This is a genomic window from Haloarchaeobius ordinarius (assembly GCF_051801355.1).
Classification (GTDB): Archaea; Halobacteriota; Halobacteria; order Halobacteriales; family Natrialbaceae; genus Haloarchaeobius.
The window spans coordinates 3,225,507-3,241,408 of sequence record NZ_CP196560.1 but is presented as its reverse complement, the minus strand read 5'-3'; the positions used below and the strand labels follow the sequence as shown (position 1 = coordinate 3,241,408).

General features: G+C 65.2%; 14 protein-coding genes and 1 tRNA gene. 4 read left to right on the top strand and 11 right to left on the bottom strand.

Features of this window, described 5'->3' with window-relative positions:
- Positions 1 to 147: 147 nt before the first annotated feature.
- Together fen and ACSC1R_RS16935 are read right to left on the bottom strand one after the other, a co-directional pair.
- The gene (gene fen, locus ACSC1R_RS16940) at positions 148 to 1,128 is read right to left on the bottom strand and encodes a flap endonuclease-1 (RefSeq protein WP_439026899.1); all 981 of its coding nucleotides are present in this window, start codon (positions 1,126 to 1,128) and stop codon (positions 148 to 150) included.
- Positions 1,129 to 1,182: 54 nt separating this feature from the next.
- Positions 1,183 to 1,785 (bottom strand): GNAT family N-acetyltransferase, encoded by a 603-nt coding sequence (locus tag ACSC1R_RS16935; RefSeq protein WP_439026898.1) that lies wholly within the window; start codon positions 1,783 to 1,785, stop codon positions 1,183 to 1,185.
- 333 nt (positions 1,786 to 2,118) lie between these two features.
- On the opposite strand from ACSC1R_RS16935, the gene ACSC1R_RS16930 reads away from it, so the two are divergent.
- Positions 2,119 to 4,248: a 5'-nucleotidase C-terminal domain-containing protein gene (locus tag ACSC1R_RS16930; protein WP_439026897.1), complete on the top strand. Its 2,130-nt coding sequence runs from the start codon at positions 2,119 to 2,121 to the stop codon at positions 4,246 to 4,248.
- A 105-nt stretch (positions 4,249 to 4,353) separates the two neighbouring features.
- On the top strand, positions 4,354 to 5,037 hold the full coding sequence (locus ACSC1R_RS16925; protein WP_439026896.1) for a hypothetical protein: 684 nt from the start codon (positions 4,354 to 4,356) through the stop codon (positions 5,035 to 5,037).
- 210 nt (positions 5,038 to 5,247) lie between these two features.
- Here the strand turns inward: ACSC1R_RS16925 and ACSC1R_RS16920 are convergent, their stop codons facing one another.
- The 8 genes from ACSC1R_RS16920 to ACSC1R_RS16885 form a co-directional block, all read right to left on the bottom strand.
- Complete coding sequence (locus ACSC1R_RS16920) at positions 5,248 to 5,592, bottom strand: hypothetical protein (RefSeq protein ID WP_439026895.1); 345 nt, start codon at positions 5,590 to 5,592, stop codon at positions 5,248 to 5,250.
- A gap of 38 nt (positions 5,593 to 5,630) precedes the next feature.
- Positions 5,631 to 6,440: a response regulator gene (locus ACSC1R_RS16915; RefSeq protein ID WP_439026894.1), complete on the bottom strand. Its 810-nt coding sequence runs from the start codon at positions 6,438 to 6,440 to the stop codon at positions 5,631 to 5,633.
- Between the two features lie 107 nt (positions 6,441 to 6,547).
- Positions 6,548 to 7,081, bottom strand: a complete 534-nt coding sequence (locus tag ACSC1R_RS16910) for a hypothetical protein (protein ID WP_439026893.1) — start codon at positions 7,079 to 7,081, stop codon at positions 6,548 to 6,550.
- A gap of 338 nt (positions 7,082 to 7,419) precedes the next feature.
- Positions 7,420 to 7,490 (bottom strand) — tRNA-Gly (locus tag ACSC1R_RS16905).
- A 298-nt stretch (positions 7,491 to 7,788) separates the two neighbouring features.
- The gene (locus tag ACSC1R_RS16900; RefSeq protein WP_439026892.1) at positions 7,789 to 8,433 is read right to left on the bottom strand and encodes a class I SAM-dependent methyltransferase; all 645 of its coding nucleotides are present in this window, start codon (positions 8,431 to 8,433) and stop codon (positions 7,789 to 7,791) included.
- Between the two features lie 71 nt (positions 8,434 to 8,504).
- Complete coding sequence (locus tag ACSC1R_RS16895) at positions 8,505 to 10,655, bottom strand: type II secretion system F family protein (RefSeq protein WP_439026891.1); 2,151 nt, start codon at positions 10,653 to 10,655, stop codon at positions 8,505 to 8,507.
- A gap of 1 nt (position 10,656) precedes the next feature.
- Entirely contained in the window at positions 10,657 to 12,354 is a 1,698-nt protein-coding gene (locus ACSC1R_RS16890) for a type II/IV secretion system ATPase subunit (RefSeq protein ID WP_439026890.1), read from the bottom strand.
- Positions 12,355 to 12,475: 121 nt separating this feature from the next.
- Positions 12,476 to 13,030: a DUF7549 family protein gene (locus tag ACSC1R_RS16885; protein WP_439026889.1), complete on the bottom strand. Its 555-nt coding sequence runs from the start codon at positions 13,028 to 13,030 to the stop codon at positions 12,476 to 12,478.
- A gap of 214 nt (positions 13,031 to 13,244) precedes the next feature.
- Here ACSC1R_RS16885 and ACSC1R_RS16880 point away from each other — a divergent pair, with 214 nt between their 5' ends.
- Entirely contained in the window at positions 13,245 to 13,718 is a 474-nt protein-coding gene (locus ACSC1R_RS16880) for a DUF5793 family protein (RefSeq protein WP_439026888.1), read from the top strand.
- On the opposite strand, the gene ACSC1R_RS16875 is transcribed toward ACSC1R_RS16880, so the two are convergent.
- Positions 13,715 to 14,350, bottom strand: a complete 636-nt coding sequence (locus ACSC1R_RS16875) for an RAD55 family ATPase (RefSeq protein WP_439026887.1) — start codon at positions 14,348 to 14,350, stop codon at positions 13,715 to 13,717. The two genes, ACSC1R_RS16880 and ACSC1R_RS16875, sit on opposite strands and share 4 nt — an antisense overlap.
- A 133-nt stretch (positions 14,351 to 14,483) precedes the next feature.
- Here ACSC1R_RS16875 and ACSC1R_RS16870 point away from each other — a divergent pair, with 133 nt between their 5' ends.
- A complete protein-coding gene (locus ACSC1R_RS16870) occupies positions 14,484 to 15,854 on the top strand; it encodes a phosphopentomutase/phosphoglucosamine mutase (RefSeq protein ID WP_439026886.1) in 1,371 nt (456 codons plus the stop codon).
- The last annotated feature ends 48 nt before the right edge of the window (positions 15,855 to 15,902 follow it).

Here is a 15,902-nt window from a genome sequence, read left to right as displayed (position 1 = left end):
ACGCTCCGCTCCGTTCCAGTCATCCCTCGCGCGCTTCGGCGGGCGGACGAGACCGCCCGCCTGCACGCGCCAGACCGGGTGGTCGGCAGCAGACGCCCGGTTGAACAAGTCATCGACAGGAACCGACAGAATCCGGCGCTACCGAACTCAGGTCCAGTTGTCGAGCCCAGTCTGGGTCAGTCCCTCCTCGATGCGTTCGAACCCACGACGAACCTCGTCGGGGTCGACTTCCCACTCCTCGACGACGTACTCGCGGGCGGCGTCGACGTCGGGGGAGATGCTGGTGTCGAACTCGTAGTCGTCGGTGACGTTCGGGTCGCGGAAGAGCTGCCGGACCAGGTCGGCGTTCTCGACGTACACGTCCTCCTCCTCGAAGACGGTCCAGAGGTCGCCGTGCTCTCGAATCTTCTTCAGGGCGGTCTTCGGGCCGTAGCCGTGGACACCCTCGTTGAAGTCGGTGCCACAGAGGATGGCGATGTCGATGAGCTGTTCGAGGGTCACGTCGAGTTCGTCGAGCGTCTTCGCTAAATCCATGCGCTCGGGGTCGCCCTTGCTGGTCAGCTGGCGGAGGGTGACGGGTGCACCGAACAGCAGCGCGTCGTAGTCCTCGGTGCCGACGTAGTCGGCGTCGCCGCGCTTGGCGATGTGGGAACACTGGGCCTCGCCCTCGGCCGGGGCTTCGACCACGGGCACGTCCAGCAGGCGCAAGAGTTCGCGGCTGGTCTCCTGGATGACCGGGGTGAGACGCTGGGTTGCGGAGTCGAGACGGGCGACCTCGGCGGTGTCGCCCTCCTCGCGGGCTTCTTCGAGGCGTTCTTCCATCTTCTGGCGCTGCTCGCGGCGGGACTCGATCTCGTCGGTCTTCAACTCGGAGGGGCCGCCGTCGAACACCATCACGGGGGTCAGGTCGTGCTCGAAGAACTTGGGGAGGCCCTGGACGATGCCGATGAGGTTCGCGACTTCGTCACCGTCCTCGGTGGTGTAGCGGTGGTCGCTGGTCCAGCGGACCGTCGTCGTCAGGTACCGATAGAGCCAGTTGTGGGCGTCGACCGCCACGACGCCGCCGCCGAGTTCGTCGAACGGGACCTCCTCGATGTGCGCGAGGGCCCGAAGGTCTGCGTTTCCCATCGTGGCGTCGCTACGTGGTGGAGGGTTTCAATACTGGTGTTTCCGGTGCTCGGGTTAGCGCTCCGGCGGCCCGCGCTCGCGCTTCTCTGCGACGAACGCCCGCTCGGCCGCCGAGAGGTCGTCACGGTCGGCGAAGACGGCCAGTCCTTTGCGGTAGGTTGCAGCCCGGTCACCACTGGAACCGTCGACCACGGGGTCTGGCCGTTCGAGGACGAGTTCCGCGATGCCGGTCTCGCGGCCGGTGTAGCCGAAGCCAGCCCGGTACAGCGCTTCGTAGGAGTAGGCGTTGTTGACCGCGATGCGGACGCGCTCGTACCCGCGGTCGTCGGCCCGGTCGACGACGAACCGGACGAGGGCGGGGGCGATGCCCTCGCCTCGCCAGTCCTCGCGGACGGTCACGTACCGGAGCCAGAGCGTCTCGGCGTCGGTCCGGTCCTGATTGAACGCGACGGCGGCCACCACGTCGCGGTCGTACGCGTCAGCATCGGGGCGGGAGTCGTCGACGTCGTGTTCGCCTCCCCTGACGACCGCCTTCCCCGTGCTCGTCATGACGAACTTCCCGGCGTAGCTGAACCGCCGGTAGTCGAGTCGGAGCGTGGGCTCGTCGGCGGGCCAGCCGATGAGCTCGAACGAGTGTGACGACGAGCGGTCGGACACGGTTCCCCAGAGGGCGCAGGGACAGTAGGCACTTTCGGGGCGAGTGGGAATCTCCGGGGTGAGTGGGGAGTCGGGGCGTGTGTCACAACTGGGTGTTTTTCTCACAGTCTCTCGTGTCAGACCGATTTTGACAGTGCCTTTCTTCAGCCAAATCGGGCAGTTCATCCCGGGAACATCCTCGGCGGAACCGACCTTGATTGTGCGGACATGTTTGGAAACGTCCGGGATGGTGTCTTGTGTTTTCGACTGTCCAGAGCGATACTGTGAAAACTGTTCACACGGAGCCGGAACATAGCCGCGTTTATCAAGACCTCATCGTGATAGAAAGATTGTATGCGACACGTAACAGCCCTCGTCCTCTCGTTCTGTCTCGTCGCCGCCGGGATACCGGTCGCGGCGGCGGACACGACGACACCACCCGCTGCCGGTGGTGCACCAACAGTACAGCAGACTGCCACACCGACGCCGGCTGGGTCCACTGCCGACGACGTAACGGCGAATAACTCCACGACGGTCACCATCCTCTCCTACAACGACATCCAGACCGCGATGTCCCAGAACACGACCGTCCCGCGGATGGTCCACCTGGTGAACGAGCGCCGTGCCGCCCACGACAACCCGACGGTCGTGGTCGGTGGCGGCGACCAGGTCAGCCCGCACTCGCTGTCGCCCATCAGCCAGTGGCGTCTGCCCGTGAAGGTCCTGAACGTGCTCGGGCCCGACGTCGAGGTCGTCGGGAACCACGACCTGGACTACGGGTTCGGGCCGGTCGAGAACTTCTCCAACGCCTCCGAGTTCCCCTGGGTGATGGCGAACGTCGTTCAGGCGGACTCCGGTGAACCGATTCCGGGTACGAAACCATACACCGTCATCGAGCGCGGTGGCGTGAAAGTCGGCGTCATCGGCCTCGCCGACGAGAAGATCAAGGGGAAGACCGCGGTCGACTTCGCCGCAGAAGGCTACGAGCTTCGGGACTACCAGCAGGTCGGCCAGCAGTACGCCGAACAGCTCCGGACCGAGGAGAACGTCGACGTGGTCGTCGTCGCGGGCCACTTCGGCGTCCCCGTCGCGAAGGACCTCGCGAAGAACACCGACGGCATCGACGCCATCGTGGTCGGTGACGACGAGGTCGAGTACCCGCCCCAGGAGACCGCGGGCACGGTCATCATGGAGGCCGAGGCCCGTGCAGAGCACGTCGCCGAACTCAACCTCACCGTCGAGAACGGCGAGGTGACTGCCTGGAACGGTCGGCTGCTCGCCGTCACCGAGAACACGACGAAGAACGGGACCGCCGACCGAATCATCACCGAGACGCGGGGCAGCCAGCTCGACAAGGTCGTCGGCAAGAGCGAGGTGAACCTCGACTCGCGGTTCGCCTCGAACTACCACGACGAGACCGCACTCGGGAACATGATAACCGACGCCTTCCGCTGGAAGGAGGGCTCACAGATCGCCATCACGAACGCCGGTGGCATCCGCTCGAACACCAACTACGAGGCCGGCCCGGTCACGGTCGGCGAGGTGTACAACGTGCTCCCGTTCGGGAACACTCTCGTCACCGTCGAACTCACCGGGAGCGAAGTGAAACAGCTCCTCGCGAGCCAGGTCGTCACCCTGGAGAGCGAGACCGGCCAGCAGTACGGCGCGGAAGCCCAGTTGCAGGTCTCGGGCATCACCTACGAGTTCGTCCCGCACGAGAGCGTCCCCGCCGAGCAGCGCATCCAGGACGTGTACGTGAACGGCGAACCGCTCGCCGAAGACGAGACCTACACCGTCACGGTCAACTCCTACATGGCCGGCTGGGACGGCTCGGTGCTCACGAACGCGACCCGCGTGAGCGAGACCCAGGCGCTCTACGGAACGGTCACGCTGGAGTACATCACGGCCCACAGCCCGGTCGCACCCGAGGACGCGAACCGCATCCGTCGCGTCGACTACCTCGGGGGCCAGGCCCCGGCCACCCTCGACGGTGAGGGCACCGTGACCGTCGAGTTCGCGATGCCGCCGAACGCCGAGTCGGTGAACGCGAGCACGTTCTACGCCGCGACGAACGCGACGAACACGGTCGAGGCGACGAACGTCGCAACCGACGGCGACCGCATCGTGGTCACCTTCGACGATGCGAAGCTGAAGCCCCTCGCCGAGAGCGAGGGCGACGTCCAGGTGTACGGGAAGTACACCGATTCTGGCATGAACTTCACCTACTTCGAGCAGGCCGTCTTCGCGGGCGACGTGCAGGCGACCGTGGAGCAGCCGACGACCACGACGGCGACCGTAACGCCCACCGTCACGGTGACCGAGACGCCGACCGCCACGGCAGCCGACACGGCTCCTGCCACTGAGACGTCGACCGACACGGCCACCGACAGCGACGACTCCACGGGTGGCTCGCCCGGCTTCGGTGTCGCCATCGCGCTCGTCGCACTCGCCGCGACCGCACTGGTTGCAGTGCGCCGACAGTAATCACGTTCGTCGAGAACGCTCGAAAACACCGGTATCGACCCGGTTACGTCGTCTCTTTTCGGTCGCTGCGGCCTTATCCAGCATCGTCTCGATTCTTCTGATAGGATGTCTGTCGGCCACACACAGACGGTCGGGAGTTCGCCGCTCGCCCGCGCCGTCGCCGGTGTGGTCAGACTGGCGCTCGCGGCGATTCTGGTCGGGTTCGCGCTCACGTCCGACTCGGTCCACGACTACCCGCACTACGCCGCCCTGATACTGTTTCACCCCTTCGTCGTTCGGCGGGCACTCGGCGTCGAACTCGAACCGTTCCACGTCGTCTGGGTGAGTGTCGCGCTCTTCTTGCACCCGCTCGGGGGAACGCTCGGCCTGTACGACAGCGTCTGGTGGTGGGACCACCTCACGCACGTCACCTCCGCGACGCTCGTCGCCGGACCGACCTACCTCCTCGCACGGGCGTACTACCTGAGTGGGGAGACGCCACTCGTCCCCGGCTGGACGGTCCCCGCAGCCGTGTTGACGACCACGCTCGCCCTGGGTCTGGTCTGGGAGGGTATCGAACTCGTCCACCCGTGGCTCGTCGTCTACAGCGACGAGGATACCACGATGGACACCGTGTTCAACACGCTCGGTGCGATAGGGACTCTGGCGGCCGCGCCCCGTGTCCTCCGCGGACTCGTCTCGCAACTCGTACTCGGCAGCCCGGTCAGACGAGACGGTCCGGCGTCCGACCCCATCGACCAGGGTGACGAGCCCGGACACACGTCGGAGTCGGACCCGACCGCCGATTGACCGACCCTCGACGACACGTTCTCGTGTGTGCCGCGACTGGAGCACCAAACCGTCCAACTCCAACCTGCTGGAGATGCTCGATGCCACTGTCTCGGCCCGCGTTCGATTCGTTCGTCTCCGAGCTTTCGCCTGAGTCGTTCGAATTCGACGAGCCGGCGGTCGACGAACCGGCACCCACGACCGGTCCCACGCGTCAGGACGGGACGGCAATCACTCGATGACTTCTTCCAGCACCGTCCACCCGCCGCCCGGTTTCGACTCCCACTCCCACTCGTCCTCGACCCGGACACGGCCGTCGTCGAGGAGCGTCACCTGCCCGATGGAGTGGCCAGTGGCCGTCTCGCCGTCCTCGTGGAGCTGTACGTACCGGACGTCCCACTCGTCGCCGTCGAAGGTGCCCACGAGGTGGCCCTCCACGATGGGCCCTCCGGCGTAGTGGGCACTGATGCGGTCGCCGTCTTGCTCGAAGTGCATACTCGTATCACCCGACACCTCACCACCCTCGTTCTCCCGTGCGGTGAGCGTCCGCCCGTCCAGCGAGATAGCTGTCGCCATGGTGGAACTACGCGTTCTACGGGAGAAAAGACCAGTGGTCAGGGCACCCGCTGTTTCACACCGTCGTCGTCGTCGTACACCTCTGCATCGACGACGATGGGTTCCGACCCGGTCGCGTCCTGTGGTTCCCCGACGGTACAGATCATCGTCTCGTCGCGGGCGAACGCGAGCTGGTGGTGCAACAGGACGCGGCTGTCGTCCTTGCGAATCTGGCGCGTCTGCCCGGCCCAGTAGCCGTTCGCCGGAATCTGCTCGACCACGCCCGCCATGTGTTCGACGTCCTCCTCTGTCTCGTACAACAGCGACCAGTGCTGGCCGAGCAACTCCGCTGGCTCGTAACCGAAACACTTCGCGTACGCGTCGTTGACGAAGATGAACTCCCCGTCCTGGTCGAGGAGACTGACGCCCTGCCCGATGGACTCGATGGCGTCCAGGAACTGCCGGTTCCGGCGCTCGGCGTGATACTTCTCGACGAGATTCCTGACCCGGTTCGCGAGTATCTCGTACTTCTCCATCCCGCCTGCCTTCTGGAGATAGTCCGAGACGCCCGCGGAGATGGCCTCGCTCGCGACCTCTTCCGACCCCTTCCCGGTGAACAGGACGAAGGGGACCTCGGTCTCACGTTCCCGAACCGCACGCAACAGCTCCAGTCCGTTCATCTCCGGCATGTCGTAATCGCTGACGATACAGTCCGGACACTCCTCGTCGAGCATCGACAACGCACTGTCCGGTGACGTGACGGACACGACCTGAAACCCCTCGTCGGTCCGTTCGAGGACCGTGCCGACCAGGTCAGTAAAGGCCGGGTCGTCGTCAACGTGGAGAATCCGAACCGTCGACCTGCTCATCGTACTACACCAGAGTTCCCGGCAACCAACTTAACGGTTCCTGCCAGCTGTCACCCGGTGAACGTGTCTCTCGCCCGTAGACTCCGTTGTACCCGGTGCGGGGTCCGCTATCCTGTGTTCGCAGGCGACGTGTGTTCCGGTACCGGCCCAGGGTCGACCTCGACAGGTCCTATCACCGCGTCGGGGTCGATGGCCACGCTTTCACACTGGTCCGGTCGGACGCCCCAGGCCAGGATGTTTCCGTTCCAGAACACTTCTACGTCGACGATGCCAACGGTCAGGTTCTCGAACGAGTCTGTGACGGTTCCCTCGTAAGGCCCGTGAATGCAGTTGAAGGAGTCGTCGGTCACGTCGTCTCGGTGGCGTGTTCGCAGATAGAACGAGGTGGACCGAGGCTCGACCGTGACGGTGAGGTCGGTACACGTGAGCTCGATGGTCGCGTGTGGAAACTGCGACGTGGGCACAGTGGGCGCCCCGCTCGTCCTCTTTTCCCCACCCGCGCCCGTCTCGAGACGCATCGCCGCCGGGAATCTGGACACCCGTCCGGTCGTCGTCCTGTATCCGGCCAGCCCCCCGATCAGGCCGACTCCGACACCTGCGAGGAGATTCCGTTTCGAGACCTCCCTGGACGACTTCCCCATGTGAGAGGTAACGGTCGCCACGCGGGAGAATGTGAGCCATGATATCATGGCTCATAAAGGCGGGAGAGAGTAGGTTCCTGCTCGACTGGCCAGTGCAGGGGAACACGTCTTCCAGTTCGAATCCACCAGGGTCGAATCGCGTCGAGCCACGTGACTCGAAGCAGACTGCTCCTCGTTCGATTTCGTGAAGAATCCGCACCAGCCGGGAGGTGACCGAGGGATGCACCGGCCGGGAATTGAACCGGAGCAAGACGGTCGCGCACTCCGTTCGCACGCTGCGACTTCCAGGGTTCAATTCCCGGTTGTACAGCTGTCTCTCACGATGTTCGAGACAATCATGCACCGGCCGGGAATTGAACCCGGATCGTTGGCTTGGAAGGCCAAAGTCTTGCCATTAGACCACCGGTGCGCGGTGGGTTCCATCCGCGTGGTGCGAATGCATTCGTTGGTTCGCCCCGAGGGACACAAAACACTTCGGAATTGAGTCGACGGGGACGCCACTGTGTGACGTAGTTCACGGGGACCGAAATACCCGCAGCGGTTCGTGCGCCAGAACTCCCTGGAGGAGCGTAGGGCACGAACGTAACGACGCAGGGTGCGTCGCTGCGGTCGCCACGGCGAGCCGTGCGCGAGGGCCCCCCGCGGCACGCGAATCCCACACCAACGGGTGTGCGCACCTGTCGTTTCTCGGTGACGCCTTATGGTCTTTACTGTTTCGAACCGGTGACGGTCGCGTAACAGTTTCCAGAAGACACCTCGCTGACCTGGACACGCAGGTCGCTGGCGGCGAGGTCGGCATCGAACTCGGCAGGCGAGTAGATGTGGTAGAACCGGGGGATGGTGACGCCGCCGGGGAGCGTCCAGTCGACCTCGGTGTCGAAGGGGTCGTCGCGGTCGAAGCTGTCGTGTGCCGTCGACCACGCCGAGACGAGGGCGAGCCCATCGGGGGTGAGGACGCGGGCGAGTTCGTCCAGACTGGCGCGTCGGGCCTCGCGGGTGGGCAAATGGTGTAGCGTCGCGACGTACACTGCGAGGTCGACCGTGTCCTCGCGGAGCGGGAGCCGGGACGCGTCGGCCTGGACGAGGTCGACGGCGAACCCGTGGTCTGTGGCGCGCTCGCGGCCCGTCTCCAGCAGGCCGCGCGAGAGGTCGAGGCCGACGACGCTGTCGCAGTGGTCCGTGAGGAGTTCGGCGTGCCGGCAGTTCCCACAGCCGAGGTCGAGTCCGCGACCGCCGGTCGGCGCGTCGTCGACGAACGATTCGACCTCCGGCCAGGCGTACTCCCGGGTCTTCGCGAAGTGGGCCGCGATGCGGTCGTAGGTCTCGCGGGTGGTCGACGGGGAGCGGTCCATGGCCGAGAACTCGCGGTGGACTGACCTGAGGGTTTGGATTCGGCACAGCCGAAACCGCAGCCGGCGTCCGCTCAGGGTCCGGGGATGAGAACGATGAAGGTGGCGTACGCCAGGGCGATGAGGATGGCCGCGTGCTTCGCGCCAGTGCGGATGTCACCGGAGGAGAGCTGTCCGGCCACCAGTCCGGAGAGCAGTCCCTGGATGATGGTCGTATGGAAGAAGACGAGGATGTACTCGTCCTTGTCGATGCTCCCCGTCTGGCCCACGCCACCGACCGCCGGGACGTTCTGTGCGCCGGGTCCTGCCACGCCGCCAGACGTCGCGTTGAGCGCGGTGCCCGTCCCGCCGTCGGGGAGGCTGGGGATGAGGACGATGGAGAGGACGACCACGATGAACAGGAAGACGAAGAACGCGAGGTAGACGACGACCATGTAGGTCACCATCTCCTGGCGACGGGCGCGCTTGAGTCGCCGGTCGGCTTTGGCCTGACTCGCCGCGATACGCAAGACGGTCGCCAGGTCCCCGCTGGCGTTCATCGCCTTCGTGGTGATGGCGACGACGCGCGAGATTATCTTCGTCCGCATGCGTGCCTCGAACCGGCGGAGCGCAGTCTCGATGTCGGACCCCCACCTGATGTCGGCCCAGACGCGGTCCATCTCGGTGTCAAGTGCGCCGAGTTCCGACCGGCGCACACGGTCGATGGACTCGACGACGGTCATCCCGGCCTCGTTGACGCTCGCCAGCCGGTCGAGGAGGTCTGGGACGGCGGCCTCGATGGCTTCTGCACGCCGTCGGTGTACCTCGAACGCGATGGCGAACGTCCCGATGACGAACAGCGACGCCTGGATGAGCAGGTCGTCGAACTCGCGGACGTTCAGGACGCCCGCGTCGATGACCCCCGGAAGGCGGACGAGCACGATGAGTGCCGCGAGGGGGACCGTCACCCACAGCAGCGAGAGCGGCTGTTCCACCACGGTCCGGAGTGGGTTCCCGAGGATGGACCGGAGTGACCGGAACCGACGGTAGGCGTCGAGCCGGGCCACGTTCGCCGACTCGTCGTATTCGGCGGCGACGGACGCTGTCGCGTCGCGGCCACCGTCTGTCTGGGCGGGGTCGGCCAGCCGGACGCCAGCCAACCCATCGACCGGTGCCTCGACGTTCTCGTACCCGCGGGTAGACGTCAGGGTATCAGTCGCCGACAGCAGGTAGAGGATGAAGATGAGGTTCGCACAGGGGAGGATGACGTAGACGAACACGCGAAGCGGGTCGAGGGTGTCACCGACCGCGATGCCGAGGACGACGAGGATGGTGATGAGAAACAGCGGGCCAGCGACGAGGACGGTGACGTACGCCTCCGCGAGCGTCGCGAGCAGGTCGAGCAGTTTCTCCTGCTGGGCTTCGGCCTCCTCCTGGAAGTCGCGGTACTGCTGGTGGAGGAACTCCGAGAGCGACCGCCCGGACTGGAGGACGCTGGCGAGGTTCTCCGCGAACTCCTTGAACTGCGAACTCGGTGACCGGCGCGCCATCGTGTGGATAGCGGTTATCATGTCCTGTCCGAACATGTCCATGTTCCGGACCGCGACGTGAATCTCCTCGGCGGACTCGCCGTAGATGTGCTGGTGCTCCGCGAGGATGCGCATCACCTTCGGGAACTCCATGCCCGACCGGGAGAGCGCGTAGATGAACGCGATGGTCCGGGGCAGCGACGCCTCGATGCGGCGCTCTCGTTCGTCCCCACGGTACTCCGGGTACCACCAGCGATACCAGTAGACGGCTCCCGCGAAGGAGACGCCGAGAGTGAGGCTGGTGACGGCCATGAGCGCGAACAACTCGAAGACGGAGATGGTCGGCAGGCCCACGAAGTTCGTCAGGAAGTGCAGGTCCGGGGGGAACACCGCCCGGATGGTCTCCGCGTCGACGGCGAGGATAGCGAGTCCGAGCCAGATGAAGTACATTCCGAGTATCGAGCCGACGATGGCAGCGACACCGGTGAAGAAGGCGGTCTTCGCCGCGTACGTCCGGTACGTCGTCGGGATGTGTGCTGCCCTGAGGAGCTGTTTTCGCAGGGTTCGCTTGCGACCACGCTGGCTGATGTAGTTCCCGAAGAAGATGAGCGAGAACCGCGTGACGATGCGGTCTGCGTACACGCTGATGGGCGAGAGCACAACGGGTAGTGCGATGACGAGTGCGATTACCAGCGGGACGTAGTTGGCCCAGGACATCTCAGTCGTTCTCGACCTCGGCCCCCGCCAGGTCGACGTCCTCGTCGGTCGGTTCGATCTGAGTCATCGCCCGCTCGGGGTCCGCGTAGTACTCGTTTATCATCGCGGTGAAGCGGCGGTAGTCCGTGATGTCTTTCTCCCAGAGGTACTCGAGGAACCGGCGGCGGTTCCGGAGTTCGGTCAGCATCTCTTGCTGGCTCCAGCCGCGTTCGTCGCGTATCTCGTCGAGAATCTCCGAACCCGAGGAGTTGAACGTGTCGTCGTTGGCGTTCCAGGTGAACGCGGTCGAGTAGTCGAGTTCGCCGGTCCGCTGGTCGATGCCCTCTATCTCGGCGATGGTCTTGTTCCGGCGGACGCGCTCGCCGTCGAGACGGGTGAGCGTCTGCACGCAGAGCACGTCGAGACTCTGGACCATCGACCGGGGGACGTTGATGGGCTCGTTCTCCAGGCGGTTGATGACGGTGCGGACCGAGTCCGCGTGCATCGTCGAGTAGGTCGTGTGGCCGGTGTTCATCGCCTGGAACAGCGTGATGGCCTCCTCACCACGGACCTCGCCGACGATGATGTACTCGGGGCGGTGACGCAAGGCAGAGCGCAGCAGGTCGTACATCGTCACGTCGGTCCCCTCGTGGAGGCGTTCCCGGGTCACCGAGGAGAGCCAGTTGTCGTGGTACAGCGTGAGTTCGCGGGTGTCCTCGATGGTCAGCACCTTCGAGCGCGGCGGGATGAACATCGAGATGGCGTTCATACTCGTGGTCTTCCCCGAGGCCGTCCCACCGGCGAAGATGAGCGACTTGTTGTTCTCGATGGCGAGCCAGAGGAACGCCATCTGGTCGATGTTGAACGTCCCGTAGTCCAGCAGGTCGATCGGCGTGAACGGTTCTTCGGCGTACTTCCGGATGGTGAACGCGGAGCCACGCGGCGTCACCTCTTCGCCGAGGGCGAGTTCAGCACGAGAGCCGTCCGGCAGGGTGGTCTCGACCATCGGGTCGCCGATGGAGATGTGCCGGCCGGAGTGCTGGGCGAGGCGGACGACGAAGTTGTCCAGTTCCTCCTCTGCGAAGGAGACGTTGGTCTCGATGTCGGTGTAGTCGTCGTGGTAGACGAACAGGGGCAGGTCGTACCCGTCGCACGAGATGTCCTCGACGTGTGGGTCGTGCATCACCGGGTCGAGTTTCCCGTAGCCCCGGAACGCCCGCCAGAGGTAGTACAGCAGTTTGTGGTAGGTCCGCATGTCCACGTCGGCCCCGTACCGTTCGAGGTGTTCGAGGAGGGCGTCGTCGAGGACCTGTTCGCTGTCCATGTCGTCGAGGTCGCGCCGGTACACCAGCGGGTCGCGGATGTCCTCGAACAGCGTCTGGAGGAGTGCGTGTTCGTACTCGTCCAGTTCCGGTTCGACGACGTGGTACAGGTGCTCGTTCGCCCTGGAGTCGTGGTTGATAGAGACGAAGGCGTAGGGTGCGTTCACCCAGTACCGGTCTCGTTCCTCGTATCCCTCGAGTCCAGCGAACGTGACGAGTGGGCCGTGTTCGTGAGGGGTGTACGGTCGCCGGGAGATGGTCGTCCCCCTGAGCATCTGCAGGGTCCGTTTGATGCGGTCGGTGAGCGAGGTCGCGGTCGAGGTCGACGCGAGGCTTGCAGACCGGTCGCTCACACCACGAGAGTGCGTGTTCGACCGTTGGGGGTTTTCGTTCGACATGATTGCCGGCCGACCGTCGACGGGGAAGAACGCCGTCCGGGAGGGGAGACCGTGCGTTGTCAGGCAGGTAAGCGAGGCCGTGACTTAAATCAGGTGGCCAATCAGGGCAGAGAACGTCACCTCAGGCCCGCTGTGCGAACAGGTTGAGCGCGCCGAAGACGAAGAGGAGGAACGTCCCGATGAGGCCGACCGGCACGAACTGCTGGATGCCGAGTATCTTGGTGTTCTGTGTCGCGTTGAGTCGAAGGCTGGCCCAGATGTAGATGCCGGCGAGGACCAGCATGAGTGCGCCGACGACGTAGACGCCGCGGCCGGGAAGCCTGTCGACGACCGCCTCGACCTCCAGGTACATCAGAATGCTCACGGCGAGCAACAGGACCATCACGCCGAGCGCGAGGGTCCACCCGAGATGTGCAGCCGCCTGTTCCGGTATCGTCCCGGAGGTCTCCTGGTAGAAGCCGAGTGGCGTCTGAATCGTCGTCCCGTCGATGAATCCAGAGCCGAGGACGTACCTGATGCCGAAGAGGGGGAACCGGAAGATGACGACCGTCGTCTCTTTCGCGGCGTCACCGACCAGCGACGCCTTGCCGTACACGATAGACCACGGGAGCAACATCGAGAGCCACGCCGTCAGGACGGCGAACTCCTCGGTGTATTCCGAGCGTATCCAGACCATACACCGAGAGCGCTCGCCGATGGGGATAAAAGCTACCGAAGGGCGCTGGCTACTCGTCGGTCGTCCTGACAGGGGGGAGACCGGGGGACTGGTCGGTTCGTCCTTGGCCACGGGACGAGCCGGTTCGTCGTCTCGATGGCGCGAGGAGAACCCGCTGTCCCATCTGTCGGGGCGTTACGTTCTTACCTCGTGAGTACCAAGCCGATTCCGAGGAATGAGGCGCGACTACTTTACGCTGCAGGTCAGCAACGTCGACTGGGTCGAGGAGGACGAAGGCACCCCCGAGAAGCCGACGGTAACCATCGAGTTCGAGGGGCCGGTTTCGACGCTTCGAGAGCGCCTCACAGGAGTAGACGACGAGCCGCTCGCAGCGGCAGAGACCGACGTGGCGTTCCGTCTCCAGACGCCACTCGACGACGACGACGCACGTGGCGTCGTGAGCGTCACGAACCGGGTCACGGGCGACTTCATCCTCGAACTCAACGAGGACGCAGCTGACGTGCTCAAGTTCATCAAAGCGGCCCGCCGGTACGGTGAGTCGGACGGTGCCGAAGGTGAGTACACCGTCGAGGTTGCTCTCGAAGGGGAGCCGTTCGTCACGTACGACAAGAGTACCTTCCTCGTCTACAACGAGGAAGGCGGGCTCTTGCGGAGCCAGAGCCTGATTCCGAGCGGCGTCGAACTCTAGAAGGCGACCCAGCCCGTCGGTTCGGCCCCGAGGCCGACGACGCGCAGTTCTCTCCCGTCTTTTCCGTTCCGGGTCTCGACCATCCCGTCGAACAGCTGCCGCACCGTGTTGACCGTCTGTTCGTCGTGTGCGTTCGCGTCGAGCGTCGCGAAGCCGATGGCTCCAGCAGCACTGATACGGCCGGTGAGGATGTGGAGGAACCGGAACACCGTCTTCACGTCGGCGTACATCAGGAGCTGTGAGACCGAGTCGAGCACCACTCGTGCCTGCTGGTCCCGCTGGACGAACTCCTCGAGGAGCCGTGAGGAGGACATCCCCATGCCGGTGAAATCGCCCGGCGAGGAGACGAACCGGTTCATGTCGTGTTCGGCCGGGTCGATACCGCGTTCTTTCGAGACGCAGTCGACGATACCGAGCGGCGGCGCGTCGGGGTCGGTCACCCCGACCCGGTCGCGGACAGAACCGGCGTCGTTCTGGGTCGTGACGACGAGTGCACCGTCGCCGGCCTGGAGGCCATCCGCCAGCACCGAACAGCAGAGTTCGTACTTGCCGGACATCGGTGGACCGGTGACGAGCATGTTCGTGCCAGGTCGAAGTTCCGGTACCGGAAGCGTGTGGCTCACGTCGTACATGCTCCTCCGTCGTCCTGCGGCACTGGCAGTGGCCGATGCATCGCCCGCAGATTCGACGTACTCCTGCTTAAATGCAGGGTTGTCCCCGTTCCGGATGCCAACACATACGTACAGTCCCACAGAATCCACGCGCATGACACTGTTCGGGACTGCAGGAATTCGTGGGCCAGTCGCGGAGGTAGTGACACCGGAACTGGCGCTCTCGGTCGGCCGCGCCGCCGGCCTCGATGGGGAGACGTTCGTGGTCGGTCGAGACGGACGCGAGACGGGTCCGGCGCTGGCCGCGGCGATGGAAGCCGGGCTGGAGAGTGCTGGCGCGGACGTGTGTCGGGTCGGACAGCTCCCGACCCCGGCGCTGGCGTTCGCCTCGCAGGGGCGACGTGGCGTCATGATAACGGCGAGCCACAACCCGCCGGCGGACAACGGCATCAAGATGTTCGACGACGGCGTCGAGTACGACCGGGACGCAGAGGAGCGACTGGAAGGCCGCGTCGAGGACGAGACGCCGGCCGTCGCCTGGGACGAGTGGGGTAAGGGGCACCGGGAAGCGGTGCTCGACCAGTACCGGGCCGCCGTCGTCGAGTACGCCCGTGACCTCGGTGGTCGCGTGGAGGAACCCCTGACCGGCCTCCGTGTCGCCGTCGACTGTGGTACCGGGATGGCGAGTCTCGCGACCCCGCAGGTGCTCGAGCGACTGGGGGCCGAGGTCGTCGCGCTCAACGCGAACGTCGACGGGCACTTCCCCGCACGTGAGTCCAAACCGACGCCGGAGACGCTGACGGACCTCGTCGCGTTCCTCGAAGACGGTGACTTCGACCTCGGCATCGCCCACGACGGTGACGCCGACCGCATCGTCGTCGCGGCTCCCGACGGTGAAATCGTACACGAAGACACTGTGCTGGCGATGCTCGCCGGTCACTACACCCGTGAGTCAGGCGCCGAGGACCCCGTCGTGGTGACGACGCCGAACGCGTCCGCTCGTATCGACGAACAGGTCGACGCGGCCGGCGGTCGGGTCGAGCGAGTCAGACTCGGCGCGCTTCACGAAGGTATCGCACGCGAGCAAGAGGCAGGTGACGAAGGGACGAGCATCGTCTTCGCGGCGGAGCCGTGGAAGCACATCCACACCGCGTTCGGCGGCTGGATAGACGGCGTCGTCAGCGCCGCGGTGGTCTCCCGACTCGTGGCCGAACAGGATGGCCTCGACGGCCTCCGCGCCCCCATCACGGAGCGCCCGTACCGGAAAGTCAGTGTCGACTGTCCGGACCACGCGAAGCCCGGGGCGATGGACCGACTGGCGACCACCCTGCCGGAGACCTTCCCCGACGGTTCGGTAGACACCGACTACGGGGTCCGCATCGACCGCCCGGACGGCTCCTGGGTGCTCGTCCGCCCCAGCGGAACCGAACCCTACGTCCGCGTCTACGCCGAGAGTGCCGAGGTCGACGCCCTGGTTGAAACCGCGGTCGAGACGGTGGAAGCGGCGGTCGAAGACGCACGGTAATCGCACAGAAAACCGACCGAATTCTCGCGTTTCTATCGATTTTCCGAA

What these genes read in the sequence shown, in the direction of transcription:
- fen (WP_439026899.1), bottom strand. Translation starts at nt 1,128, where the DNA reads ATGGGAAACGCAGACCTTCGGGCCCTCGCGCACATCGAGGAGGTCCCG.
- ACSC1R_RS16930 (WP_439026897.1), top strand. Translation starts at nt 2,119, where the DNA reads ATGCGACACGTAACAGCCCTCGTCCTCTCGTTCTGTCTCGTCGCCGCC.
- ACSC1R_RS16925 (WP_439026896.1), top strand. Translation starts at nt 4,354, where the DNA reads ATGTCTGTCGGCCACACACAGACGGTCGGGAGTTCGCCGCTCGCCCGC.
- ACSC1R_RS16920 (WP_439026895.1), bottom strand. Translation starts at nt 5,592, where the DNA reads ATGGCGACAGCTATCTCGCTGGACGGGCGGACGCTCACCGCACGGGAG.
- ACSC1R_RS16915 (WP_439026894.1), bottom strand. Translation starts at nt 6,440, where the DNA reads ATGAGCAGGTCGACGGTTCGGATTCTCCACGTTGACGACGACCCGGCC.
- ACSC1R_RS16910 (WP_439026893.1), bottom strand. Translation starts at nt 7,081, where the DNA reads ATGGGGAAGTCGTCCAGGGAGGTCTCGAAACGGAATCTCCTCGCAGGT.
- ACSC1R_RS16900 (WP_439026892.1), bottom strand. Translation starts at nt 8,433, where the DNA reads ATGGACCGCTCCCCGTCGACCACCCGCGAGACCTACGACCGCATCGCG.
- ACSC1R_RS16895 (WP_439026891.1), bottom strand. Translation starts at nt 10,655, where the DNA reads ATGTCCTGGGCCAACTACGTCCCGCTGGTAATCGCACTCGTCATCGCA.
- ACSC1R_RS16890 (WP_439026890.1), bottom strand. Translation starts at nt 12,354, where the DNA reads ATGTCGAACGAAAACCCCCAACGGTCGAACACGCACTCTCGTGGTGTG.
- ACSC1R_RS16885 (WP_439026889.1), bottom strand. Translation starts at nt 13,030, where the DNA reads ATGGTCTGGATACGCTCGGAATACACCGAGGAGTTCGCCGTCCTGACG.
- ACSC1R_RS16880 (WP_439026888.1), top strand. Translation starts at nt 13,245, where the DNA reads ATGAGGCGCGACTACTTTACGCTGCAGGTCAGCAACGTCGACTGGGTC.
- ACSC1R_RS16875 (WP_439026887.1), bottom strand. Translation starts at nt 14,350, where the DNA reads ATGTACGACGTGAGCCACACGCTTCCGGTACCGGAACTTCGACCTGGC.
- ACSC1R_RS16870 (WP_439026886.1), top strand. Translation starts at nt 14,484, where the DNA reads ATGACACTGTTCGGGACTGCAGGAATTCGTGGGCCAGTCGCGGAGGTA.